This window comes from Caulobacter sp. BP25, assembly GCF_002737755.1.
Classification (GTDB): Bacteria; Pseudomonadota; Alphaproteobacteria; order Caulobacterales; family Caulobacteraceae; genus Caulobacter.
Genome location: NZ_PEGH01000009.1, coordinates 79,421 through 98,199, shown reverse-complemented (window position 1 = coordinate 98,199; position 18,779 = coordinate 79,421). Strand labels below are relative to the sequence as shown.

Annotated in this window: 11 protein-coding genes and 2 pseudogenes; 5 read left to right on the top strand and 8 right to left on the bottom strand. The window is 69.3% G+C overall.

Going from position 1 to position 18,779, the window contains the following annotated elements; translation table 11 throughout:
- The first annotated feature begins 71 nt into the window (after nucleotides 1-71).
- Nucleotides 72-1,961 carry a nucleoside-diphosphate sugar epimerase/dehydratase gene (locus CSW59_RS06400; protein ID WP_099443252.1) on the top strand — a complete coding sequence of 630 codons (1,890 nt, stop codon included), beginning with the start codon at nucleotides 72-74 and terminating at the stop codon, nucleotides 1,959-1,961.
- A gap of 13 nt (nucleotides 1,962-1,974) precedes the next feature.
- Here CSW59_RS06400 and CSW59_RS06395 read toward each other — a convergent pair whose 3' ends face one another.
- Nucleotides 1,975-2,868: a LysR family transcriptional regulator gene (locus CSW59_RS06395; protein ID WP_099443251.1), complete on the bottom strand. Its 894-nt coding sequence runs from the start codon at nucleotides 2,866-2,868 to the stop codon at nucleotides 1,975-1,977.
- A 98-nt stretch (nucleotides 2,869-2,966) separates the two neighbouring features.
- Here CSW59_RS06395 and ilvD point away from each other — a divergent pair, with 98 nt between their 5' ends.
- A complete protein-coding gene (gene ilvD / locus CSW59_RS06390) occupies nucleotides 2,967-4,820 on the top strand; it encodes a dihydroxy-acid dehydratase (protein WP_099443371.1) in 1,854 nt (617 codons plus the stop codon).
- A gap of 11 nt (nucleotides 4,821-4,831) precedes the next feature.
- Here the strand turns inward: ilvD and CSW59_RS21780 are convergent.
- Nucleotides 4,832-4,933, bottom strand: a pseudogene (locus CSW59_RS21780) (hypothetical protein); the annotation flags it as partial.
- Nucleotides 4,934-4,963: 30 nt separating this feature from the next.
- Nucleotides 4,964-5,587: a TetR/AcrR family transcriptional regulator gene (locus tag CSW59_RS06385; protein WP_099443250.1), complete on the bottom strand. Its 624-nt coding sequence runs from the start codon at nucleotides 5,585-5,587 to the stop codon at nucleotides 4,964-4,966.
- 145 nt (nucleotides 5,588-5,732) lie between these two features.
- Here CSW59_RS06385 and CSW59_RS06380 point away from each other — a divergent pair, with 145 nt between their 5' ends.
- Complete coding sequence (locus tag CSW59_RS06380) at nucleotides 5,733-7,232, top strand: bifunctional aminoglycoside phosphotransferase/ATP-binding protein (protein ID WP_099443249.1); 1,500 nt, start codon at nucleotides 5,733-5,735, stop codon at nucleotides 7,230-7,232.
- Nucleotides 7,233-7,237: 5 nt separating this feature from the next.
- Here CSW59_RS06380 and CSW59_RS06375 read toward each other — a convergent pair whose 3' ends face one another.
- A complete protein-coding gene (locus CSW59_RS06375) occupies nucleotides 7,238-8,998 on the bottom strand; it encodes an ATP-binding protein (RefSeq protein WP_099443248.1) in 1,761 nt (586 codons plus the stop codon).
- A 306-nt stretch (nucleotides 8,999-9,304) separates the two neighbouring features.
- On the opposite strand from CSW59_RS06375, the gene CSW59_RS06370 reads away from it, so the two are divergent.
- Nucleotides 9,305-10,960 carry a long-chain-fatty-acid--CoA ligase gene (locus CSW59_RS06370; protein ID WP_099443247.1) on the top strand — a complete coding sequence of 552 codons (1,656 nt, stop codon included), beginning with the start codon at nucleotides 9,305-9,307 and terminating at the stop codon, nucleotides 10,958-10,960.
- Between the two features lie 71 nt (nucleotides 10,961-11,031).
- On the opposite strand, the pseudogene CSW59_RS21775 reads toward CSW59_RS06370, so the two are convergent.
- The 4 genes and pseudogenes from CSW59_RS21775 to CSW59_RS06350 all read right to left on the bottom strand — a co-directional run.
- Nucleotides 11,032-11,297, bottom strand: a pseudogene (locus tag CSW59_RS21775) (hypothetical protein); the annotation flags it as partial.
- Between the two features lie 198 nt (nucleotides 11,298-11,495).
- Complete coding sequence (locus CSW59_RS06360; protein WP_099443246.1) at nucleotides 11,496-14,741, bottom strand: error-prone DNA polymerase; 3,246 nt, start codon at nucleotides 14,739-14,741, stop codon at nucleotides 11,496-11,498.
- 120 nt (nucleotides 14,742-14,861) lie between these two features.
- Nucleotides 14,862-16,331, bottom strand: a complete 1,470-nt coding sequence (locus tag CSW59_RS06355) for a DNA polymerase Y family protein (protein WP_236632164.1) — start codon at nucleotides 16,329-16,331, stop codon at nucleotides 14,862-14,864.
- A gap of 86 nt (nucleotides 16,332-16,417) precedes the next feature.
- Complete coding sequence (locus tag CSW59_RS06350) at nucleotides 16,418-17,215, bottom strand: ImuA family protein (protein ID WP_099443245.1); 798 nt, start codon at nucleotides 17,213-17,215, stop codon at nucleotides 16,418-16,420.
- Between the two features lie 275 nt (nucleotides 17,216-17,490).
- On the opposite strand from CSW59_RS06350, the gene CSW59_RS06345 reads away from it, so the two are divergent.
- Nucleotides 17,491-18,768, top strand: coding sequence for an FkbM family methyltransferase (locus CSW59_RS06345; RefSeq protein WP_099443244.1), 1,278 nt, complete (start codon nucleotides 17,491-17,493; stop codon nucleotides 18,766-18,768).
- Nucleotides 18,769-18,779 lie beyond the last annotated feature (11 nt).

The following is an 18,779-nucleotide window of genomic DNA, read 5'->3' as shown; positions in this document are numbered from 1 at the left end:
GAAATGCCGTGCTACTTGAACACGAATCTTCCCGGGCGGGGGCCCGGTTTTGGCTGTTAAGAGGTTCGTTCATGGGACATGTCGGCAAGATCGCGACCAATGTCCTCCTGGCCTTCTTGGCCCTGCTGGTCGGTCGCTACCTCGTCATCGAGATGCCCTTCACGGCCGACACCCTGCTGCAGGCGAGCTACTACGCCCTTGGCGCCCTGATCGTTGAGCTGGTGTTCCGGGTCGAACGTGCGCCCTGGCGCTTCGTCTCGGCCAGCGACCACCTGCGCCTGTTCCGCTCGGCCGTGCTGACGGCGGCGGCCTTCATGGTCATCACCCGCCTGGTTCACCCGGGCATCGACGGCGGCCTGCGCACCGTGGCTGGCGCGGCGCTGATCCAGGGCACCTTCCTGTCAGCTCTGCGCGTCATCCGCCGCAGCCTGCATGAGCGCCAGCTGCTGGACTCGGTCCTGCGCATGGGCCCCGCCGCGATGCACCCGGCCCTGCCGCGCCTACTGATCGTCGGTTCGGCCGCCGAGGCTGAGGCCTTCCTGCGCGCGCCGGCCGGCCTGGGCGAGCGCTACACCCCGATCGGCGTCGTCTCGCCGCAAGACCGCGAGACCGGCGACGAGCTGCGTGGCGTCTGCGTGCTGGGCGCCATAGCCGACTTCGACCGCGTGCTGGCGCGCCTGCGCGACAGCGGCCTGCCGCCTTCGGCGATCCTGTTCCTGACCGACAGCGCCATGAGCACCTTCGGCGCCGAGCGCCTGGGCCGGCTGAAGGCCGAGGGCGTGCGCCTGCTGCGCCGCCATGGCGTGGTGGAGATGGGCGCCTCGACCGATAGCGGCCCGGTGCTGCGCGAAATCAGCCTTGAGGAGCTGCTCAGCCGCCAGCCCGTGCGCCTGGATCCCGAGCCGATCCGGGCTCTGGTCTGGGGCCGCCGCGTTGTGGTCACCGGCGCTGGCGGCAGCATCGGCTCGGAGCTGTGCCGCCAGATCGCCGCCAGCGGCTGCGCCCACCTGACCATGGTCGACGCCTCGGAATACAACCTCTTCCACATCGACCGCGAGATCGCCGAGCGCCACCCGAACCTGCAGCGCTGCGAGATCCTGTGCGATGTCCGTGACGCCGCCCGCGTCGCGCGCGCCTTCGCCCAGCAGAGGCCAGACATCGTCTTCCACGCCGCAGCGTTGAAGCACGTGACCCTGGTCGAGAACCATCCGTGCGAGGGCGTGCGGACCAACGTGCTGGGCACCCGCAATGTCGCCTTGGCCGCCAAGGCCTGCGGCGCGGCGCACCTGGCCTTGATCTCGACCGACAAGGCCGTGGCTCCGACCAGCATCATGGGCGCGGCCAAGCGCGTGGCCGAGACCGTGGCCCGCCAGTACGGCGGCGGCGGCGACATGCGCGTCAGCATCGTGCGCTTTGGCAACGTCCTGGGCTCGGCCGGCTCGGTCGTGCCGATCTTCCAGAGCCAGATCGCCCGCGGCGGCCCAATCACCCTGACCGACGCCGAGGTCGAACGTTACTTCATGACCATCCCCGAGGCCGTGCAGCTGGTGCTGCGGGCCGTGGCCCTGTCGATGATCGCATCGGACGGCGACGAGGACGGCGTGCTGACCCTGGAGATGGGCGAGCCGGTCAAGATCATCGACCTGGCCAAGCGGATGATCGAGCTGCAGGGCCTGGTCCCCGGCCGCGATATCGAGATCAAGATCACCGGCCTGCGTCCCGGCGAGAAGCTGACCGAGACCCTTGTGGACGTGAACGAGGTCGCCCGCGCCAAGGCTCCCGGCATCATGGAGGCCGTGCGCATGACCCCCGCCCCGCTGATCGACGACACGCGCCTGGACGCGCTCGACGCCCTGGCCGAGGCCGGCGACGAGGTTGGCATCCGCGCCGAGCTGTTCGACCTGGTCGAGACTCTGCGCCAAACCAGGCCGTCGAAGGTCGTGAAGATTCGGGCGTCGTAGCCCCCTTCCACGCTCAAATCCCCACCAGCCCCAGCAAACCCCGCAGCGTCGGCGCGTCATCGTCCCGTCGCCAGACAAGCCCCGTCTCCAGCACCGGCGGCGCCGAAAGCTCGACATAGGCCACCCCGGCTCGCGCCAGATTCCGCAGCGAAGCCGGGACCAGCGCCAGACCCAGACCCGCCGAGACCAAGCTGATGATCGTCTGCATCTGGATCGCCTCCTGAACGATCCGCGCCGGCCGCCCCCGAGCGCTGAAATAGCCGGTGACCAGATCGTGAAAGGCCGGGGCGACCGTGCGGGGAAACAGCACCAGCGGCGCGTCCAGCAGGGCCTCGGGCGAAAGGATCCCGTCCACGATCGGCAGCCGCCCGGCCTCGACCCACGCCGCCGGCGCGGCGGCGACCAGGGGCTCGGAGACGAGGCGGTGATAGGCCAGGGCCTCGGGCAGGGCCCGCTCGGCCGGCGGGATGATGATGCCCGCGTGTCGCTCGCCCGCGATCACCGCCGGGATCTGCACATCGCTGGTGGCCTCCACCAGTCGAATCTCGACGTCCGGATAGGCCTCGGCGTAACGCCGCACGAGGCCCGGTAGGACGCTGTAGTCCGCGGTGCTGACAAACGACAGGGTCAGATAGCCCGTCTGACCGTCGCGCAGCCGGCGGGCGGTCTCGGGCAGAGCTTCGACGGCGGCCAGGGCTTCCAGCACGGGCGGCAGCCACTGATGGCCCAGAGGGGTGAGCTCGACGCTGCGCTTGGTCCGCGCGAATAGCGGCGCGCCCAGTTCCTTCTCCAAAGCCAGGATCGACTGGCTGAGCGGCGGCTGGGTCATGCCTAAGCGCTCGGCCGCCCGCCCGAAGTGCAGGGTCTCGGCGACGGCAGCGAAGTGACGGAACTGGCGGATGTCCATAGAGATATATTTAGCGACCTAATCGACGCCGACTAATATATTTTTTGATCGAACAGCTCTGGCGTAAAAGACCCCACGACCGACACTGGAATTTGATCATGCCTCCCTATCGCTCGCGCACCTCGACCCACGGCCGCAACATGGCCGGCGCCCGCGGCCTCTGGCGCGCCACCGGCATGAAGGACAGCGACTTCGGCAAGCCCATCATCGCCATCGCCAACAGCTTCACCCAGTTCGTGCCCGGCCACGTGCACCTGAAAGACCTGGGCCAGCTGGTCGCCCGCGAGATCGAGGCAGCCGGCGGCGTGGCCAAGGAGTTCAACACCATCGCCGTCGACGACGGCATCGCCATGGGCCACGGCGGGATGCTGTACTCGCTGCCCAGCCGCGACCTGATCGCCGACAGCGTCGAGTACATGGTCAACGCCCACTGCGCCGACGCGATCGTCTGCATCTCCAATTGCGACAAGATCACCCCGGGCATGTTGATGGCCGCCATGCGCCTGAACATCCCGGTCGTCTTCGTCTCGGGCGGTCCGATGGAGGCCGGCAAGGTGACGGTGAAGGGCAAGATCCGCGCCCTGGACCTGGTCGACGCCATGGTCGTGGCCGCCGACGACAGCTATTCCGACGAAGAGGTCTCGGCGATCGAGAAGGCCGCCTGCCCGACCTGCGGCTCGTGCTCGGGCATGTTCACCGCCAACTCGATGAACTGCCTGACCGAGGCGCTCGGTCTTTCGCTGCCCGGCAACGGCTCGGTCCTGGCCACCCATGCCGACCGCGAGGCCCTGTTCAAGGAAGCCGGCCGCCTGGTCGTGGATCTCTGCCAGCGCTGGTACGAGCAGGATGACGCCACCGCCCTGCCGCGCGGGATCGCCACCCGGGCCGCGTTCGAGAACGCCATGAGCCTGGACATCGCCATGGGCGGCTCGACCAACACCGTGCTGCACCTGCTGGCCGCCGCCCACGAGGGCGGCATCGACTTCAGCATGGCCGATATCGACCGCCTGTCGCGCCGCGTGCCGTGCCTGTCCAAGGTGGCCCCGGCTAAGGCCGACGTGCACATGGAGGACGTCCACCGCGCCGGCGGCGTCATGGCCATCCTGGGCGAGCTGGAGCGCGGCGGCCTGATCGACGCCAGCCAGCCCACCGTCCACTCCACGACGATGGGCGAGGCCCTGGCCCGCTGGGACATCGGCCGCACCAACAGCGCCGTCGCTCACGAGCTGTTCCGCGCCGCGCCGGGCGGCAAGCCGACCCAGGTGGCCTTCAGCCAGGCCGCCCGCTGGGAAGAGCTCGACCTGGACCGCGAAAAGGGCGTCATCCGCTCGGTCGAGCATCCGTTCTCCAAGGACGGCGGCCTGGCCGTCCTGTTCGGGAACCTCGCCCCCGAGGGCTGCATCGTGAAGACGGCCGGGGTCGACGAGTCGATCCTGACCTTCCGCGGGACCGCCCGCGTCTATGAGAGCCAGGAAGCGGCGGTCAGCGGCATCCTGGGCGGTCAGGTCGTGGCCGGCGAGGTCGTGGTCATCCGCTACGAAGGCCCCAAGGGCGGCCCCGGCATGCAGGAGATGCTGTACCCGACCACCTATCTGAAATCGAAGGGCCTGGGCGCGGCCTGCGCCCTGATCACCGACGGCCGCTTCTCGGGCGGCACCTCGGGCCTGTCGATCGGCCACGTCTCGCCCGAAGCCGGCGAAGGCGGCCTGATCGCCCTGGTGGAGACCGGCGACTCGATCCTGATCGACATCCCGACCCGGGGAATCACCCTGGAGGTGGCCGAGGACGTGCTGGCCGAACGCCGCGCCGCCCAGCTGGCCCGGGGCGCCGACGCCTGGAAGCCGGTCGACCGCAAGCGCGATGTCAGCCCAGCCTTGCGCGCCTACGCCGCCATGACCACCAACGCCGCCAAAGGCGCGGTGCGCGATGTCAGCCAGGTGGAGCGGCGGTAGGCGACACCCATAACCGTGTCATCCCGGCCAAGCGCGAAGCGCGCCGAGCCGGGACCGTCGAAAGCACCGAGTTCGCGGCGGTCCCGGCTCTCCGCTACGCTGCGGCCGGGATGAAACAATAAGGCGGCCTTTAGAGAAGCCCCCTACCCCCGCACCCCGTACCGGGCCAGGAAGGTCTCCACCGCGTCTTCGGCGATCAGGCGGAGCGCGCGCCGAGGCTGGACGTCATCGCCGGCCGACAGGCCCAGCACCAGGGTCACGTGGTCCAGCATGCCCATCAGCTGGCTGGCCGCCCAGGACGCCTTCTCGACCTTCAACTCGCCGGTCCTGACCAGGTCGTTGATCACGGCGATGGCCGCGCCACCCAGTTCGTCGCGGGCGCTCTGCAGCAGATATTCCGCCACGTCCTCGAAGCGTCGCCGCTCGGAGGTCACCACGCGGAACAAGGCGCGGGTGTCCGCGAGCGAAAGGAAGTTGGCGTAGGCGCAGGCGAAGGCGGTGAGCCGGGTGCGGGCGTCGCCCTTGACCCTGACAGCCTCGCGGACCGGCGCGGTCAGGGACGCCACAGTCTCCAGAACGATGGCGCGGAACAAATCCGCCTTGCCGGGGAAGTAAGCGTAGAGCGTGGCCGTCGAGACCCCCGCCGCCCTGGCCACCACCTCCATGCCGGCGTCGGCGTAGCCTTCGCGCAGGAACAGAGCCCTGGCGGAGGCGAGGATTTCCTCGCGCTTGTGACCCGACCGCTTCAGACCTGCGCCGACGAGCATGGGAGAACCCGCTGTTTCGTTTGGTGATGCAATCTAGCCGCGAAAATCAGGGTTAAGCAAGGGTCGCGCGAGAGGACTTCGTGTTTCGTTTCGGTTATGCAGCCCCGGCGCTCAGCGTGTGCGCGGAAGAAATGGGATCGACGGCGTGATCAAGGACGCGGAAGCCGCGCGCGAACAGGAAGTGGCCGCCTGGTTCGGTGAGCGGGCGGAGAGCACGATCGAGACCTCGTGCGCCCGGGTGTTCCTGATCGGCGGCTCGGCCTTCAAGGTGAAGCGGCCGGTCGATTTCGGCTTTCTGGACTACTCGACGCTGGAGCTGCGCCGCTGGGCGCTGGAGCGTGAGCTGACCTTCAACCGCGCCGCCGCCCCGGACATCTATCGCGAGGTGCGCCGCCTGACCCGCACGGCCGAAGGCGGCGTCGAGCTGGATGGCGATGGCGAGATCGTCGAGTACCTGCTCGAGATGCGCCGCTTCGACCAGAACGGCGTCCTGGCCACCCAGCCCTGGGCGATCGACGACGCGCTGGAGGATTCGCTGGGCCGCACCGTGGCCCGGTTCCACGCCGGCGCGTCCCTGCGCCCGCAAGGCGGCGGGGTCTCGGCCCTGGGCTATACCATCCGCTCCAACGCCAACCTGCTGCGGGGTCTGGCGCCGCGCCTGGGCAAGCAGGCCGTCGAGCGCCTGGTCCACGAGACCGACATCGCCCTGGAGCGCCTGGGACCGCTTCTCGACGCCCGCGCCCAGGACGGCTTCGCCCGCCACTGCCACGGCGACCTGCACCTTGGGAACATCCTGATCGAGAACGGCCAGCCGATCCTGTTCGACTGCATCGAGTTCAACGACACCCTGTCAGACATCGACATCCAGTACGACCTGGCCTTCCTGTTGATGGACCTGGATTTCCGCCGCCGCCGCGACGCGGCCGGGCGGGTGCTGAACGCCTATCTCGACGAGGCCGCCCGGTCGTTCGGCGAAGGCCTGTGGACGGGTCTCGCCGCCCTGCCCCTGATGCTGAGCGTCCGCGCCGCCGTCCGCACCCACGTCTGGGCCTATACCGGCGACGACGAGGCCGCGCGGGCCTATCTGCAGACGGCGCTGGAGCATCTGGCCCCGCGCCCGGTCAGCCTGATCGCCGCCGGCGGCCTGTCGGGCTCGGGCAAGTCGACCTTCTCGCGGGTCTGCGCGCCCGGCTTGGGATCGGCCCCCGGCGCGGTGGTGCTGCGCACCGACGAGATCCGCAAGCGCCTGTGGGGCGTGCCGTCCCTCCAGCGCCTGCCGCGCGAGGCCTATACGCCCGAGATGAGCGCCAAGACCTACGACCAGCTGTTCCACGACGCGGCGCTGTGCCTGAAGGCCGGCCGCTCGGTGGTGGTGGACGCGGTGTTCCTCAAGCCCGAGGAGCGGGCCCGCGCCGAGGCCCTGGCCAAGTCCGCCGATGTCGCCTTCCAGGGCGTCTGGCTAGAGGCCCCGCCGCAGGTGCTGCGCGCCCGCGTCGCCGCCCGAATCAACGACGCCTCGGACGCCGACGTGGCGGTGCTAGAAAGCCAGCTGGCCCGCGATCCCGGCGACATCGCCTGGCGCAAGGTCGACACCGTCAGCGCCTTCGAGGACGAGGCCCGGGCGCTGGCGGAGGCGATGGGGTAAGGGGCTTAGGCCGCGCCCCGCAACCGGCCATCCGCCGCCCCGCTGACCGCCGAGGCGATGGTTGTGATCAGTTCGGCCGGGCGGATCGGTTTGCCCAGGTGGTCGTCGAAGCCGAGTTCCAGGAAGTGCTCGCGGTCCCCGGCCATGGCCGAGGCGGTCAGGGCGATGATCGGCGGCGGCGAGGCGCCCACGCGGCCGGCGCGGATCGCCTCCAGCGCGGTGACGCCGTCCATCACCGGCATGTTGATGTCCATCAGCACGCAGTCGTAGCGGGCCTCGGCCATGGCCTCGAGCGCGTCCTGGCCGTTGTCGACCACGGTCAGGGCGACGCCGATCGGTTCCAGCATGGCCCGAACCACCAGCTGGTTGACCGCGTTGTCCTCAGCCATCAGCACCCGCAACTGGTCCAGGGGTGGGGCATCCTGCGGGAGTTCTCGCGGTTCGGCATCGAGCGCGACCGCCTCGGCGGCCTCGAAGCGGAACACGAAGCGCGCGCCCTTCTCGCTGTGGCCCAGCGTGAGGTCCCCGCCCATGCGCCGCGCCAGAGCCCGGGCGATGCTAAGACCAAGGCCCGCGCCGCCATAGTCGCGGGAAACCGTCTCGTCGGCCTGGGTGAAGCTGTCGAACACCCGCTCGCGGGCGTGGTCGGGCACGCCGGGACCGCTGTCGGCAACCGCAATCGAGACCATGCGGCGACCATCGGGACCAAGGACCGGCCTGGCGTCCAGCGACACCCCGCCGACGGCCGTGAACTTGATGGCGTTCGACACCAGATTGGTCAGCACCTGGCGGATGCGCAGGTCGTCGGCGTGGATCGTCTCCGGCAGGTCCGGCGCGATGGTGACCTTAAGGCGCAGCCCCTTGAACGCGGCGGCGTCGCGCCAGGCGTTGGCGACCTCGTTGAGGACGGTTCGCGGGTTGATATTGGCCGGCGCCAGCTCGATCCGGCCGGTCTCGATCCGCGAAAGATCCAGCACGTCGTTGAGCAGGTGCATCAGGCTGTCGCCCGAACGGATCATCAGCTCGACCTGCTCGCGCTGGGCCAGCGACAGGTCCGAACGCTCCAGGGCGTGGGCCATGCCCAAGAGGCCGTTCATCGGCGTGCGCAGCTCGTGGCTGGCCACGGCGATGAAGGTCGACTTGGCGCGAGCCGCCTCCAGGGCCTTTTCCCGCTCCTGACGCAGATCGCGGGTCAGGTCGTCCATCCGGCGGGCCGCCGCTCGGTTCAGCAGCATGACGTTGATCGTGGTCGCCACCAACAGCAGCAGCCCCCATCGCGCGGCGACAACCTCGGGGCCCGAGCCCGGCAGGAAGAAGCAGGGAAAGACGATCAGGCAGGCGATCGGGGCCAGCCCGTTCAGCACCAGCAGCGGACCCGACTGGTGGCGGAAGTTCTGGGTGTAGATCACCTGGCCGCACCAGATGGCGACGGCGCCCAGGCGCGTCTCGCCCGAGCCCTCCAGCCACAGCAGCGCGCCCAGCCAGGCCCAGCTGACATTGATCGGCAGCGAGGTCCAGGCGAACAAGGCGCGCAGCAGCGCGGTGCCCGGACGTCCGCCTTTGAAGCGGCGGGTGATCAGATAGGCCAGACCTTCGCCCGCCAGCAGGCTGGCCAGCCAGCCGATAGAGACCAGCGCGCCCAGGCCATAGCCGACGATGACCGCCGCCAGGGTCGCCGAGACCAAGCGCGGCGCCGTCAGCCGATACGTGTCGGCCGCGACCTCGTCCAACCGCTCGTCGGACCATGTCTCGCTAAGCCAGCCCAAGCCTGGTCTCCGAACGACGAACCCCGTTCTTCCAGAGCCTGTCTCGTTTAGATGGACCCTCTAAACGAGATAAACAGGCTCTGAATCAAACATTTGGAGCCCTTCTCAAGAAGGGCTCCAGGCTCGACTAAACCGTTAAAACATCAGAAGCCCCTGAAGATGCGATGCGACCGATGATCGCGGCCGACGCCGGGGCGATCCTTGGAACGGCGGCGTCTCGTCTTACAGTGGCGCTGCATTGCACAATGGCCCCCGGCCCACTAGTTTCTTCTGAACAACGATAATTAATCGGGAGAGAAACGGCCGATGTATGGGCTGATGCAGCATGGGGCGCTGACCCTCGACAAGATCATCGACCACGCCGCGCGCTGGCACACGGATCGCGAGGTCGTCAGCCGGTCCGTAGAAGGCCCGATCGTGCGCACCACCTATGGCCAGATGCACGACCGGGCCAAGCGGGTGTCCAACGCCTTGCAGGCCCTGGGGATGAAAGCCGGCGACCGCGTCGGGACCCTGGCCTGGAACACCGCCCGGCACATGGAGGCCTGGTACGGCATCATGGGCGTGGGCATGGTCTGCCACACCCTGAACCCGCGCCTGTTCCCCGAGCAGATCGCCTGGATCGCCGACCACGCCGGCGACCGCGTGATCTTCACCGACCTGACCTTTCTGCCGATCCTCAAACAGATCGTCCCGCGCATTCCCAGCGTCGAGTACGTGGTGGTGTTCACCGACCGCGACCACATGCCCGCCGACTTCGCCCTGGCCGGCGACGCGCCGGGCTTCAAGGGCCTGCTGGCGTTCGAGGACCTGGTCGAGCAGCACTCGGCCGACGTCGCCTGGGGCGGCTTCCCGGAGGATACGGCCGCGGGCCTCTGCTACACCTCGGGCACGACGGGCGATCCCAAGGGCGTGCTCTACTCGCACCGCTCGAACTTCCTGCACACCATGATCACCCTGCAGCCAGACGTCATGGGCCTGTCCCAGAAGGACGTCATCCTGCCCGTGGTGCCGATGTTCCACGCCAACGCCTGGGGCGTGGCCTTCTCGGCGCCCGGAACCGGGGCCAAGATGGTCATGCCCGGCGCCAAGATGGACGGGGCCTCGGTTCACGAACTGCTCGAGACCGAGGGCGTGACCTTCTCGGCCGCCGTGCCCACCGTCTGGCAGATGCTGCTGCAGCACCTGGAAAGCACCAACGGCAAGATCACCACCCTGAAGAAGGTGGTGATCGGCGGGGCGGCCTGTCCCGAGAGCATCATCCGCGCCTTCCACGACAACTACGGCGTCGAGGTGGTCCACGCCTGGGGCATGACCGAGACCTCGCCGCTGGGCACCCTGTCGGTGATGACCGACCAGCTGGAGAAGCTCTCCTATGACGAGCAGATGCCCTGGCGCCTGAAGCAGGGCCGCCCGCCGCTGGGCGTCGACATCTGCCTGAAGGACGACGCGGGCAAGCCGCTGCCCCACGACGGCAAGGCCTTCGGCCACCTGAAGATCCGGGGCCCCATCATCGCGGCCGAGTACTTCAAGGGCGCCGGCGGGAACATCCTGGACGCCGAGGGCTATTTTGACACCGGCGACGTCGCCACGATCGACGCGCAGGGCTTCATGCAGATAACCGACCGGGCCAAGGATGTGGTCAAGTCGGGCGGTGAGTGGATCAGCACGATCGAGATCGAGAACATCGCCGTCGGCCACCCCAAGGCCGCCATCGCCGCCGTGGTCGGCGTGCCCCATCCCAAGTGGGACGAACGGCCCGTGCTGCTGGTCAAGCTGAAGCCCGATGAGACGGCGACGCGGCTCGAGTTCCTCGACTTCCTGCAAGGCAAGATCGCCAAGTGGTGGACCCCCGACGACGTGCTGTTCGTCGAGGACATCCCGCTGGGCGCGACGGGCAAGATCGACAAGAAGCTTATCCGCAAGCGATTGGCGGAGGAGGGGTATGAGCTGCCGGGTTAGGGAGCGAGGCCCACAGCACGCCAACGCTCGGGCGAGATCATGAACGACGGCTATGGTTGGGTTGCGGACCAAATCCTCCCCCTAGCGGGGGAGATGTCGGCGAAGCCGACGGTGGGGGAAGAAGCCGGCTCGGCGGGACTTCCCCCTCCGGCCTTCGGCCTCCTCCCCCCTGGGGGGGAGGATTTTCCAACCGTCCCACTTGGGTCGCAACCCGACCACCCCTGCGATCGCCTCGCCGTGAAATGTAGGGAGGGCTCCTTCTCTGGGGAGAAGGAGGGCGGAGCGCGAAACCAACAAACACCCGACCTACCCGGCGAATGCCGGGGCCCAGATTCATCTGGAGCGGTGGGGGTGGGCGCGCCACACGCCCTTGCGAGCGCCTCCACGTTAGCGGGTTCGATCTGGGCCCCGGCATTCGCCGGGGAGGTCGGAGGTTTTGCGGCTCCCGCCTGAAGCGCTCTAGAATCCCTCACCCTCCCACCGCTTCGCGGCGGGCCCCGCCCTCTCCCTCTGGGAGAGGGTTTTCTCCTCCCCCTCAGTGGAAATCCCGGCTCCGCAGCAGCCGCCCCGACACCTTCTGCCGCACGCGCGGGGCCGGCGCGCCGGGTTCATCCCTCAGCGATGACAGATGCGCCGACAGGTCGGTGAAGCCTTCGGCCACTACGTGGATCACACCGTCGGCGCGCTGCACCCGGCCGTGGACCACCAGGAATGAGGCGGTCATCACCAGGTTGCGGTCGGCCTCGAAGCGGTCCCTCCAGACGACGGCGTTGGCGACGCCGGTCTCGTCCTCCAGGGTTACGAACACCACGCCCTTGGCCGTGCCCGGTCGCTGGCGAATGAGGACCAGACCCGCCACCGACACCCCCGCGCCGTCCTTCAGGGTCGACAGCCGCTCGGCCGTGATCACCCCGCGCCGTTGCAGCATCGGCCGGTAGAAGCCGATCGGGTGGGCCTTCAGGGACAGGCTGGTGGTGCGATAGTCCTCGGCCACGTCCTGAGGCGCGGCCATGGCCGGCAGGGCGACGGAGGTCTCGAACAAGGGCAGGCCGGCCAGCAGCGGAGCCTGGACCGGCGCCCTGTGCTCGCCCTTCAGCCCCTTGACCGCCCACAGCGCCTCGCGGCGTGTCAGGCCCACGCCGGCGAAGGCGTCGGCTTCGGCCAGGAGCTCCAGCGCCCGCTGCGGAACACCGCCCTGGGCGAACTCGCCCGGCGTGCGCGCACCCTCCGCGCGGGCGTGGACCAGCACGGCGACGTCGGCCTTCTTCAGGCCCTTGATCTGGCGAAAGCCCAGACGGACGGCCTTCCAGAGATGGCGGTGCGCGTAGTCGGCGATCTTGTCGGCGCGGGGCCGGAAGCCCTCATAGGCGGCGCCCTTCTCCAGAGCGCAGTCCCAGTCGCTGGCCAGGATGTCGGGCGGCAGCACCTCGACGCCGTGCTCGCGCGCGTCGCGGACCAGCTGGGCCGGCTGGTAGAAGCCCATCGGCTGGGAGTTGATCAGGGCCGCGCAGAACACGTCCGGCCAGGCCCATTTGATCCAGGCTGAGACGTAGACCAGCTTGGCGAAGCTGGCCGCGTGGCTTTCCGGAAAGCCGTAGTGGCCAAAGCCCTCAATCTGCTTGAAGCACCTCTCGGCGAAGTCGCGCTGATAGCCGCGCCGGACCATGCCCTCAACGAACTTGTCGCGGTACTCGGCGGGCGTGCCCAGGTTGCGGAAGGTGGCCATGGCCTTGCGCAGGCCGTCGGCCTCGTCGGGCGTGAACTTGGCCGCCTCGATGGCGAGACTCATGGCCTGCTCCTGGAACAACGGCACGCCAAAGGTCTTGCCCAGGATGCCTCTCAGTTCGTCCGGCGGGCCATGCTCGGGCGAAGGCTTGGGCCACTCCGCCTCTTCGATCCCGCTACGCCGCTTCAGATACGGATGGACCATGTCGCCCTGGATCGGCCCCGGACGCACGATCGCCACCTCAATCACCAGGTCGTAGAACTCGCGCGGCTTCAGGCGCGGCAGCATCGACATCTGGGCCCTGCTCTCGACCTGGAACACCCCGACGCTGTCGGCCTTGCACAGCATGTCGTAGACGCCCGGGACCTCTTTGGGGATGTCGGCCAGGTCCTTCAGCCAGGCCTGGCCGTGGTCGTCGCGCAGCATCCCCATTGCCCGCTGGATGGCGCTCAGCATGCCCAGCGCCAGGATATCGACCTTCATCAGGGACAGGCTGTCGATGTCGTCCTTGTCCCACTCGATGAAGGTCCGGTCCTTCATCGCCGCGTTGCCGATCGGCACGGTCTCGTCCAGCCGCCGCTTGGTCAGGACGAAGCCGCCGACGTGCTGGGACAGGTGGCGCGGGAACTTCAGCAGTTCGGTCGCCAGGGCCACGGCGCGGGCGATCTCGGGCGCGTTGGGATCGAGACCCGCATCGCGCAGATGCGCCTCGGGCAATCCATCGCCCCAGCTGCCCCAGACCGTGCCGGCCAGCAGTGAGGTGACGTCCTCGGTCAGGCCCAGGGCCTTGCCGACGTCGCGGATGGCGCTGCGCGGGCGGTAGTGGATCACCGTCCCGCAAATGGCGGCGTAGTCACGGCCGTAGCGGTCATAGACGTACTGCATCACCTCCTCGCGCCGCTCGTGCTCGAAGTCGACGTCGATGTCGGGCGGCTCGCCGCGGTTCTCGGAGATGAAGCGGGTGAACAAGAGGCGATGCTCGGTCGGGTCGATCGCCGTCACGCCCAGGCAGAAGCAGACCGAGGAATTGGCCGCCGAGCCGCGCCCCTGGCACAGGATGCCCATCTTCCGCGCCTCGCGCACGATGTCGTGCACGGTGATGAAGAAGTTGGGGTAGTCCATCTTGGCGATCAGCCGCAGCTCTTCCTCAAGCTGGGCCTTCACCTTGTCCGGCACGCCGCTGGGATAGCGCCAGGCCGCGCCCTGCCAGGTCAGGTCGGTCAGGTGCTGCATCGCCGTCTTGCCCGGCGGCACGGGCTCGTCGGGGTATTGCTCACGGATCTGGCCAAGGTCGAAGCCGATGCGCTCGACGATCTCGACTGTGCGCTCGACCGCGCGCGGCCACCGCTCGAACAGGCGCGCCATCTCGGCGGGGGTCTTGATGTGCCGCTCGGCGTTGGCCTCCAGCCGGAAGCCCGCCTCGTGGATCGCGCAGTGCTCGCGCACGCAGGTGATGATGTCCTGCAGCGGCCGCCGCTCGGGGCCGTGATAGAGCACGTCGTTGGTCGCCACGATCGGCGCGCCGGCCGCGCGCCCCAGGGCGTCGAGACGCGCGAGGCGCTTCAGGTCCTGGGCGGCGTAGGCGCGGCTGGCCGCCAGCCAGGACCGTCCGGAAAGGTCGCCGGCCATGCGGGTCAGGTCCCGCTCGAACGCCTCGTCCAGGTTGCGGGGCGGGACGATCAAGCCGATCTGCCCGTCGGCATGGCCTAGGAAATCGGCCCAGGTAAGGTGACACTGGCCCTTCTCGGCCCGCCGCTGGCCCAGGGTCAGCAGGCGCGTCAGGCGCGCGAAGGCCTCGCGATCAGTCGGGTAGCAGATCAGGCTGGGCGTGCCGTCCATGAAGTCCAGCCGGCAGCCGGTCAGCACCCGGACCTTCCGCGACTTGGCCGCCGTCCAGGCGCGCACGACCCCGGCCAGGCTGTTGCGGTCGGCGATCCCAACGGCGCTCAGCCCCAGCGCCTCGGCGGCAATGGCCAGCTCTTCGGCGTGCGAGGCGCCGCGCAGGAAGGAGAAGTTGCTGGTGGTTTGGAGTTCGGCGTAGGCGGGTCTCTTCATGGCGAGCCCCCTCCACCGGCGTTCGCCGGTCCCCCTCCCCCAGAGGGGGAGGAAGGTGATCCTTCTGCCCCCTTTGGGGGCGGACGACCTGCGAAGCAGGTCCCGTGGGGGCCCGCGGCGCTATCCAAACAGGCCATGGATCCACCACTTCGGCGCCTCGCCGCTGCCAAACAGCCCCTGCCGGAAGATCCAGTATCGCCCGCCGGCATCGTCTTCGACGCGGTAGTAGTCGCGGACTTTTCCTGGCCCGGTCTCGTCGAGCTCGACCCGCCACCATTCCTGGGCGATGCGCTCGGGCCCCTCGGCGCGGCGGACGCGGTGAGATCTGCCCCGCCAGGTAAAGGACACCGGCGGATCGTCGGGCACCTTGGCCAGGGCCGTGATCGCCTCGGGCCGCTTGAACAGGCGCACCGGGCGCGGGCGGTCGGGGTCCCAGGCTGCGGCGGGCGGCGGGTCCAGCGGGGCGGCGCGGACCACAGACCGTTCAGGCACGTGGCTCTCATAGGGATCGGCCCGCCAGACGCGCGCCTCGCCCAGGCGGTTGACCAGCCGGTCGATCAGCGGCGCCAGGGTCTCGTCGAGGCCCGCGCCCGACGCCTTGTCCAGCCCCGCCTGGACGGCGGCCAGGGGCTCGACCCCGGCGGCGTGGACGGTGACGACCTCGATGCCGAAGCCCGGATCGACCTTATCGAGCTTGGGAACCACCAGCTTGGCTAGCCGCTGGGCGTCGCGGCCGATCCGCGCCAAACCCGCGCGCACGGGGAAGGCCTGGCCGTCCAGGCGGTGGAACACGACCTCGAAGCGCTTGGCCCCGCGCCCCTCGGCCTCCAGCCGGGCGCAGATCAAAGCCAGCGCGTCGGCGGCGACGCGGGCCATGTCCTCGGGCGCGCTGATCGGCTCGAAGAAGGCCAGGCGATCGAACCAGGGATTGGCCGGCCGGCGGAAGGTCAGGGCCTCGGCGGCCGCTCCCAGGGCCTGATCGAGACGGGTGGTGAAGGCTAGGCCAAAGCGCTTGGCCAGCTGGGCGCGCGGCAGGCCGTAGAGCTGGCCCACGCGGTGCAGGCCCAGGCGCGGCAACTGGGCCTCGGCCGCCTCGTCCAGCCGCAGGGCCGCGACGGGCAGGTCGGACAGAGCCTGGCGCTGGCCGCCGGGCGGGACGACGGCGAGGTCCTCGCCGAACCTGGCCAGCCCCCAGGCCGCCCCGGCGGTGTCGGCGATCGCCGCTCGCGCCGGCACGCCCCAACGGGCCAGCCGCGCCACGAGGTCGACCAGCATGGCGCCCTCGCCGCCCCACAGGTGGTCGGTCCCGGTGATGTCGAGCAAGAGGCCATCGTCGCCGTCGATCGCCACGGCCGGCGAGAACCGCACGCACCAGTCGCTCAAGGCCTCCAGCGCCGCGCGGTCGGCGGCGGGGTCGTGATCGAAGGTCAGAAGGTCCGGAACCAGGGCCAGGGCGTCGGCGGCCTTCTGGCCGGGGAAGAGGCCGAGGGTGCGGGCCCGGTCATCGACGGCGGCGAGGCGGCGGGTCCCGCGTTCGGAGACAAGCAGAGCGAGGGGGGCTCTGACTTGCCCCCTCCGGATGCTGCGCATCCTCCTCCCCCGGAGGGGGAAGAAGGGGAGCGGCAGCCTTCTTCCCCTCCGGGGGAGGAGCGCCGCAGGCGCGGAGGGGGCCTGTGTCACCCGGCTTTGCGCCATCCGGGTTCCGCCGACGCCACGTCGTGATCGGCCAGTTGGGACACCAGACGGAAAGGATGCGGGCCATGGCCGGCCTCCTGGGCTTCTAAGATCCAGCCGCCGGAACGTCCGCCCCGGCAGCGCTCGAGTTCGACCCGCCAGCGTGGAGGGCCCAGGCCGATGTCGTCGGGCGGCGCCCCGCTGGGCTGGGGGCCCACGCGCCAGCGGCTGAACGAGGCCGAGCCGGACACCGTCCGAGGCCCCTCCCCCGCGCGCCCACCGTAAGGCCGGCGATGCAGCAGCAGCCCAAGGCCGCCCCGCTTCTCGCAGGCCAGTTGCAGCCGACGGCCGGCCGTCAGGTCGGGGGCCTGCGCCTCGCCGACCGCCGCGCTCACGCCTGCCGTGGAGAGGGCGTCCTCCAGCACCGACAGCACCTCGGCCTCGTCGCGGGCGCGGACCTGGATCAGCCGCTGGGCGGGGAAACCCAGGCCGAACAGGCCGGGGACGAACAGGTCGGTCCGCCGCGCCACCCAGACCACCACGCCGGTCGCCGCCAGGGGCCGCAGCAGCAGGCCGATGAAGGCCGCCGGGGCCGCGCCCGTCTCGCCCTCCAGCCCGGCGCCGACCACCTCGTGCCAGGCGCCCAGCGGCAGGCCGCCGCCTGGAAAGCAGCCGTCGATGGTCGGGTCGCCGAACGGCAGGACCGGAGTCGGAGTCCGAGTCCCCGCTTCGATCGCGGCGATCCGGCCTCTCAGGGCCGCAAGACGCGCCTCGCGCGATCCGGCCATCTCACACTCCAAGTTCTCTTTTTGTTCTGATCTTTCGCGCACGGAGAGTCAAGGCGGACCATCGGCGCGGAGCCCGACCGCGACCCTTTGTCCAAGACCACACAGCGCTATGGCGAGCGTGACCATTCATGCGAGAGTGGCTGAGCGTCTTGATTCCCCGAGCCTCCATGAAGCCCGCGATCCTCCGCCCATCCGGCGTGACCCGCCCCCCGCCCAGACCGGGACGCTGCGCCTCGACGCTCTGAGTGCGCTCCCAACACTCGACAAAGCTTGAAGCCGAGGAAGCCATGACACCCGACGTTCTAGAAAACCTGCGCTTCCAAGGTTATTCGCCCCGCACCCTGCTGGATGTCGGGGCCCACCTGGGCGCCTTCACCCAAGGCTTCCTGCAGACCTTTCCGGACTGCGTGCCGACCCTGATCGAGCCCAATCCCTTTTGCCAGGACGCGCTGGGCCAGCTGCCCTACGAGCGTCTCGCCGTCGCCGCGTCGTCCGAGCCGGGTCAGGCTGAGATGTTCCTAACCCAGGAATGGCTGCAGTCGACGGGCAGCTCGCTATACCGGGAGAACACCGAGTTTTTCCGCGACGATGTGATCACCAAGCAGGTGGTCGACAAGGTGCGCCTGGATGACGTCTTCGCGGGCCGCCGCTTCGACTTCGTCAAGATCGACACGCAAGGCTCCGAGCTGGACGTGCTGATGGGCGGCCAGACCGTGCTGCGCCAAGCCGACTACATCCTGATCGAAATCTCGGTGGTGGATTACAACATCGGCGCGGCGCGGGCCGAGCAAGTGTTCGCCCAACTGGCCGCCATGGGCTTCCGCAGCGCGCAGGTCACCGACTTCCACCGGCTGAAGGGCGTTCACGACGGCGGACTGCTGCAGATGGACTTTCTGTTCGAGCGCGCGGTCCGTCGCCCCACCCAGAACTATCGCTACGGGCCCCTCCACGGCCACGGGCCGCTGATGGACTATCTGCGCGCCCAGAAGGCCCAGTGCCCTGACTTCAGCGTCATCGACGTCGGGGCGGCCGCCAATCCCTGGTCGGGCGAGGTGCTGGACGCCACGTTCGATATGGGCGACTGCGCCGTCGCGCCCCTGCACTTCCGGGGCAATTTCAACGACAGCCGCAGCTGGGACGAGGTGCTGCGCCACGTGGCCAAGCACGGCCGCTTCTCCTACGCTATCTGCTCGCACACTCTGGAAGACTTGGCCTATCCGGCCATGGCGCTGGAGATGCTGCCGCGCATCGCCGACGCCGGCTATGTCTGCGTGCCCTCGCGCTATCTGGAGAACCTGCGGCCCGAGAGTCCCTATCGCGGCTTCATCCATCACCGCTGGATCCTGGACAATGTTGGCCAGGACCTGATCCTGGCGCCGAAGATCCCTCTTGTGGAGTTTCTGACGCTGGAAGCCGAGGCTGAGTGGGCCAACCAGCCGGACCGGTTCGAGTTCCAGATGCATTGGCGCGGGGCTATCGCCTTCAGCCCGATGAACGGCGACTATCTGGGTCCGAACCGGGAAGCCGTCATCGGCATGTACGCCCAGTTCCTCAACCGTCCCTGAGCCGGACGGTC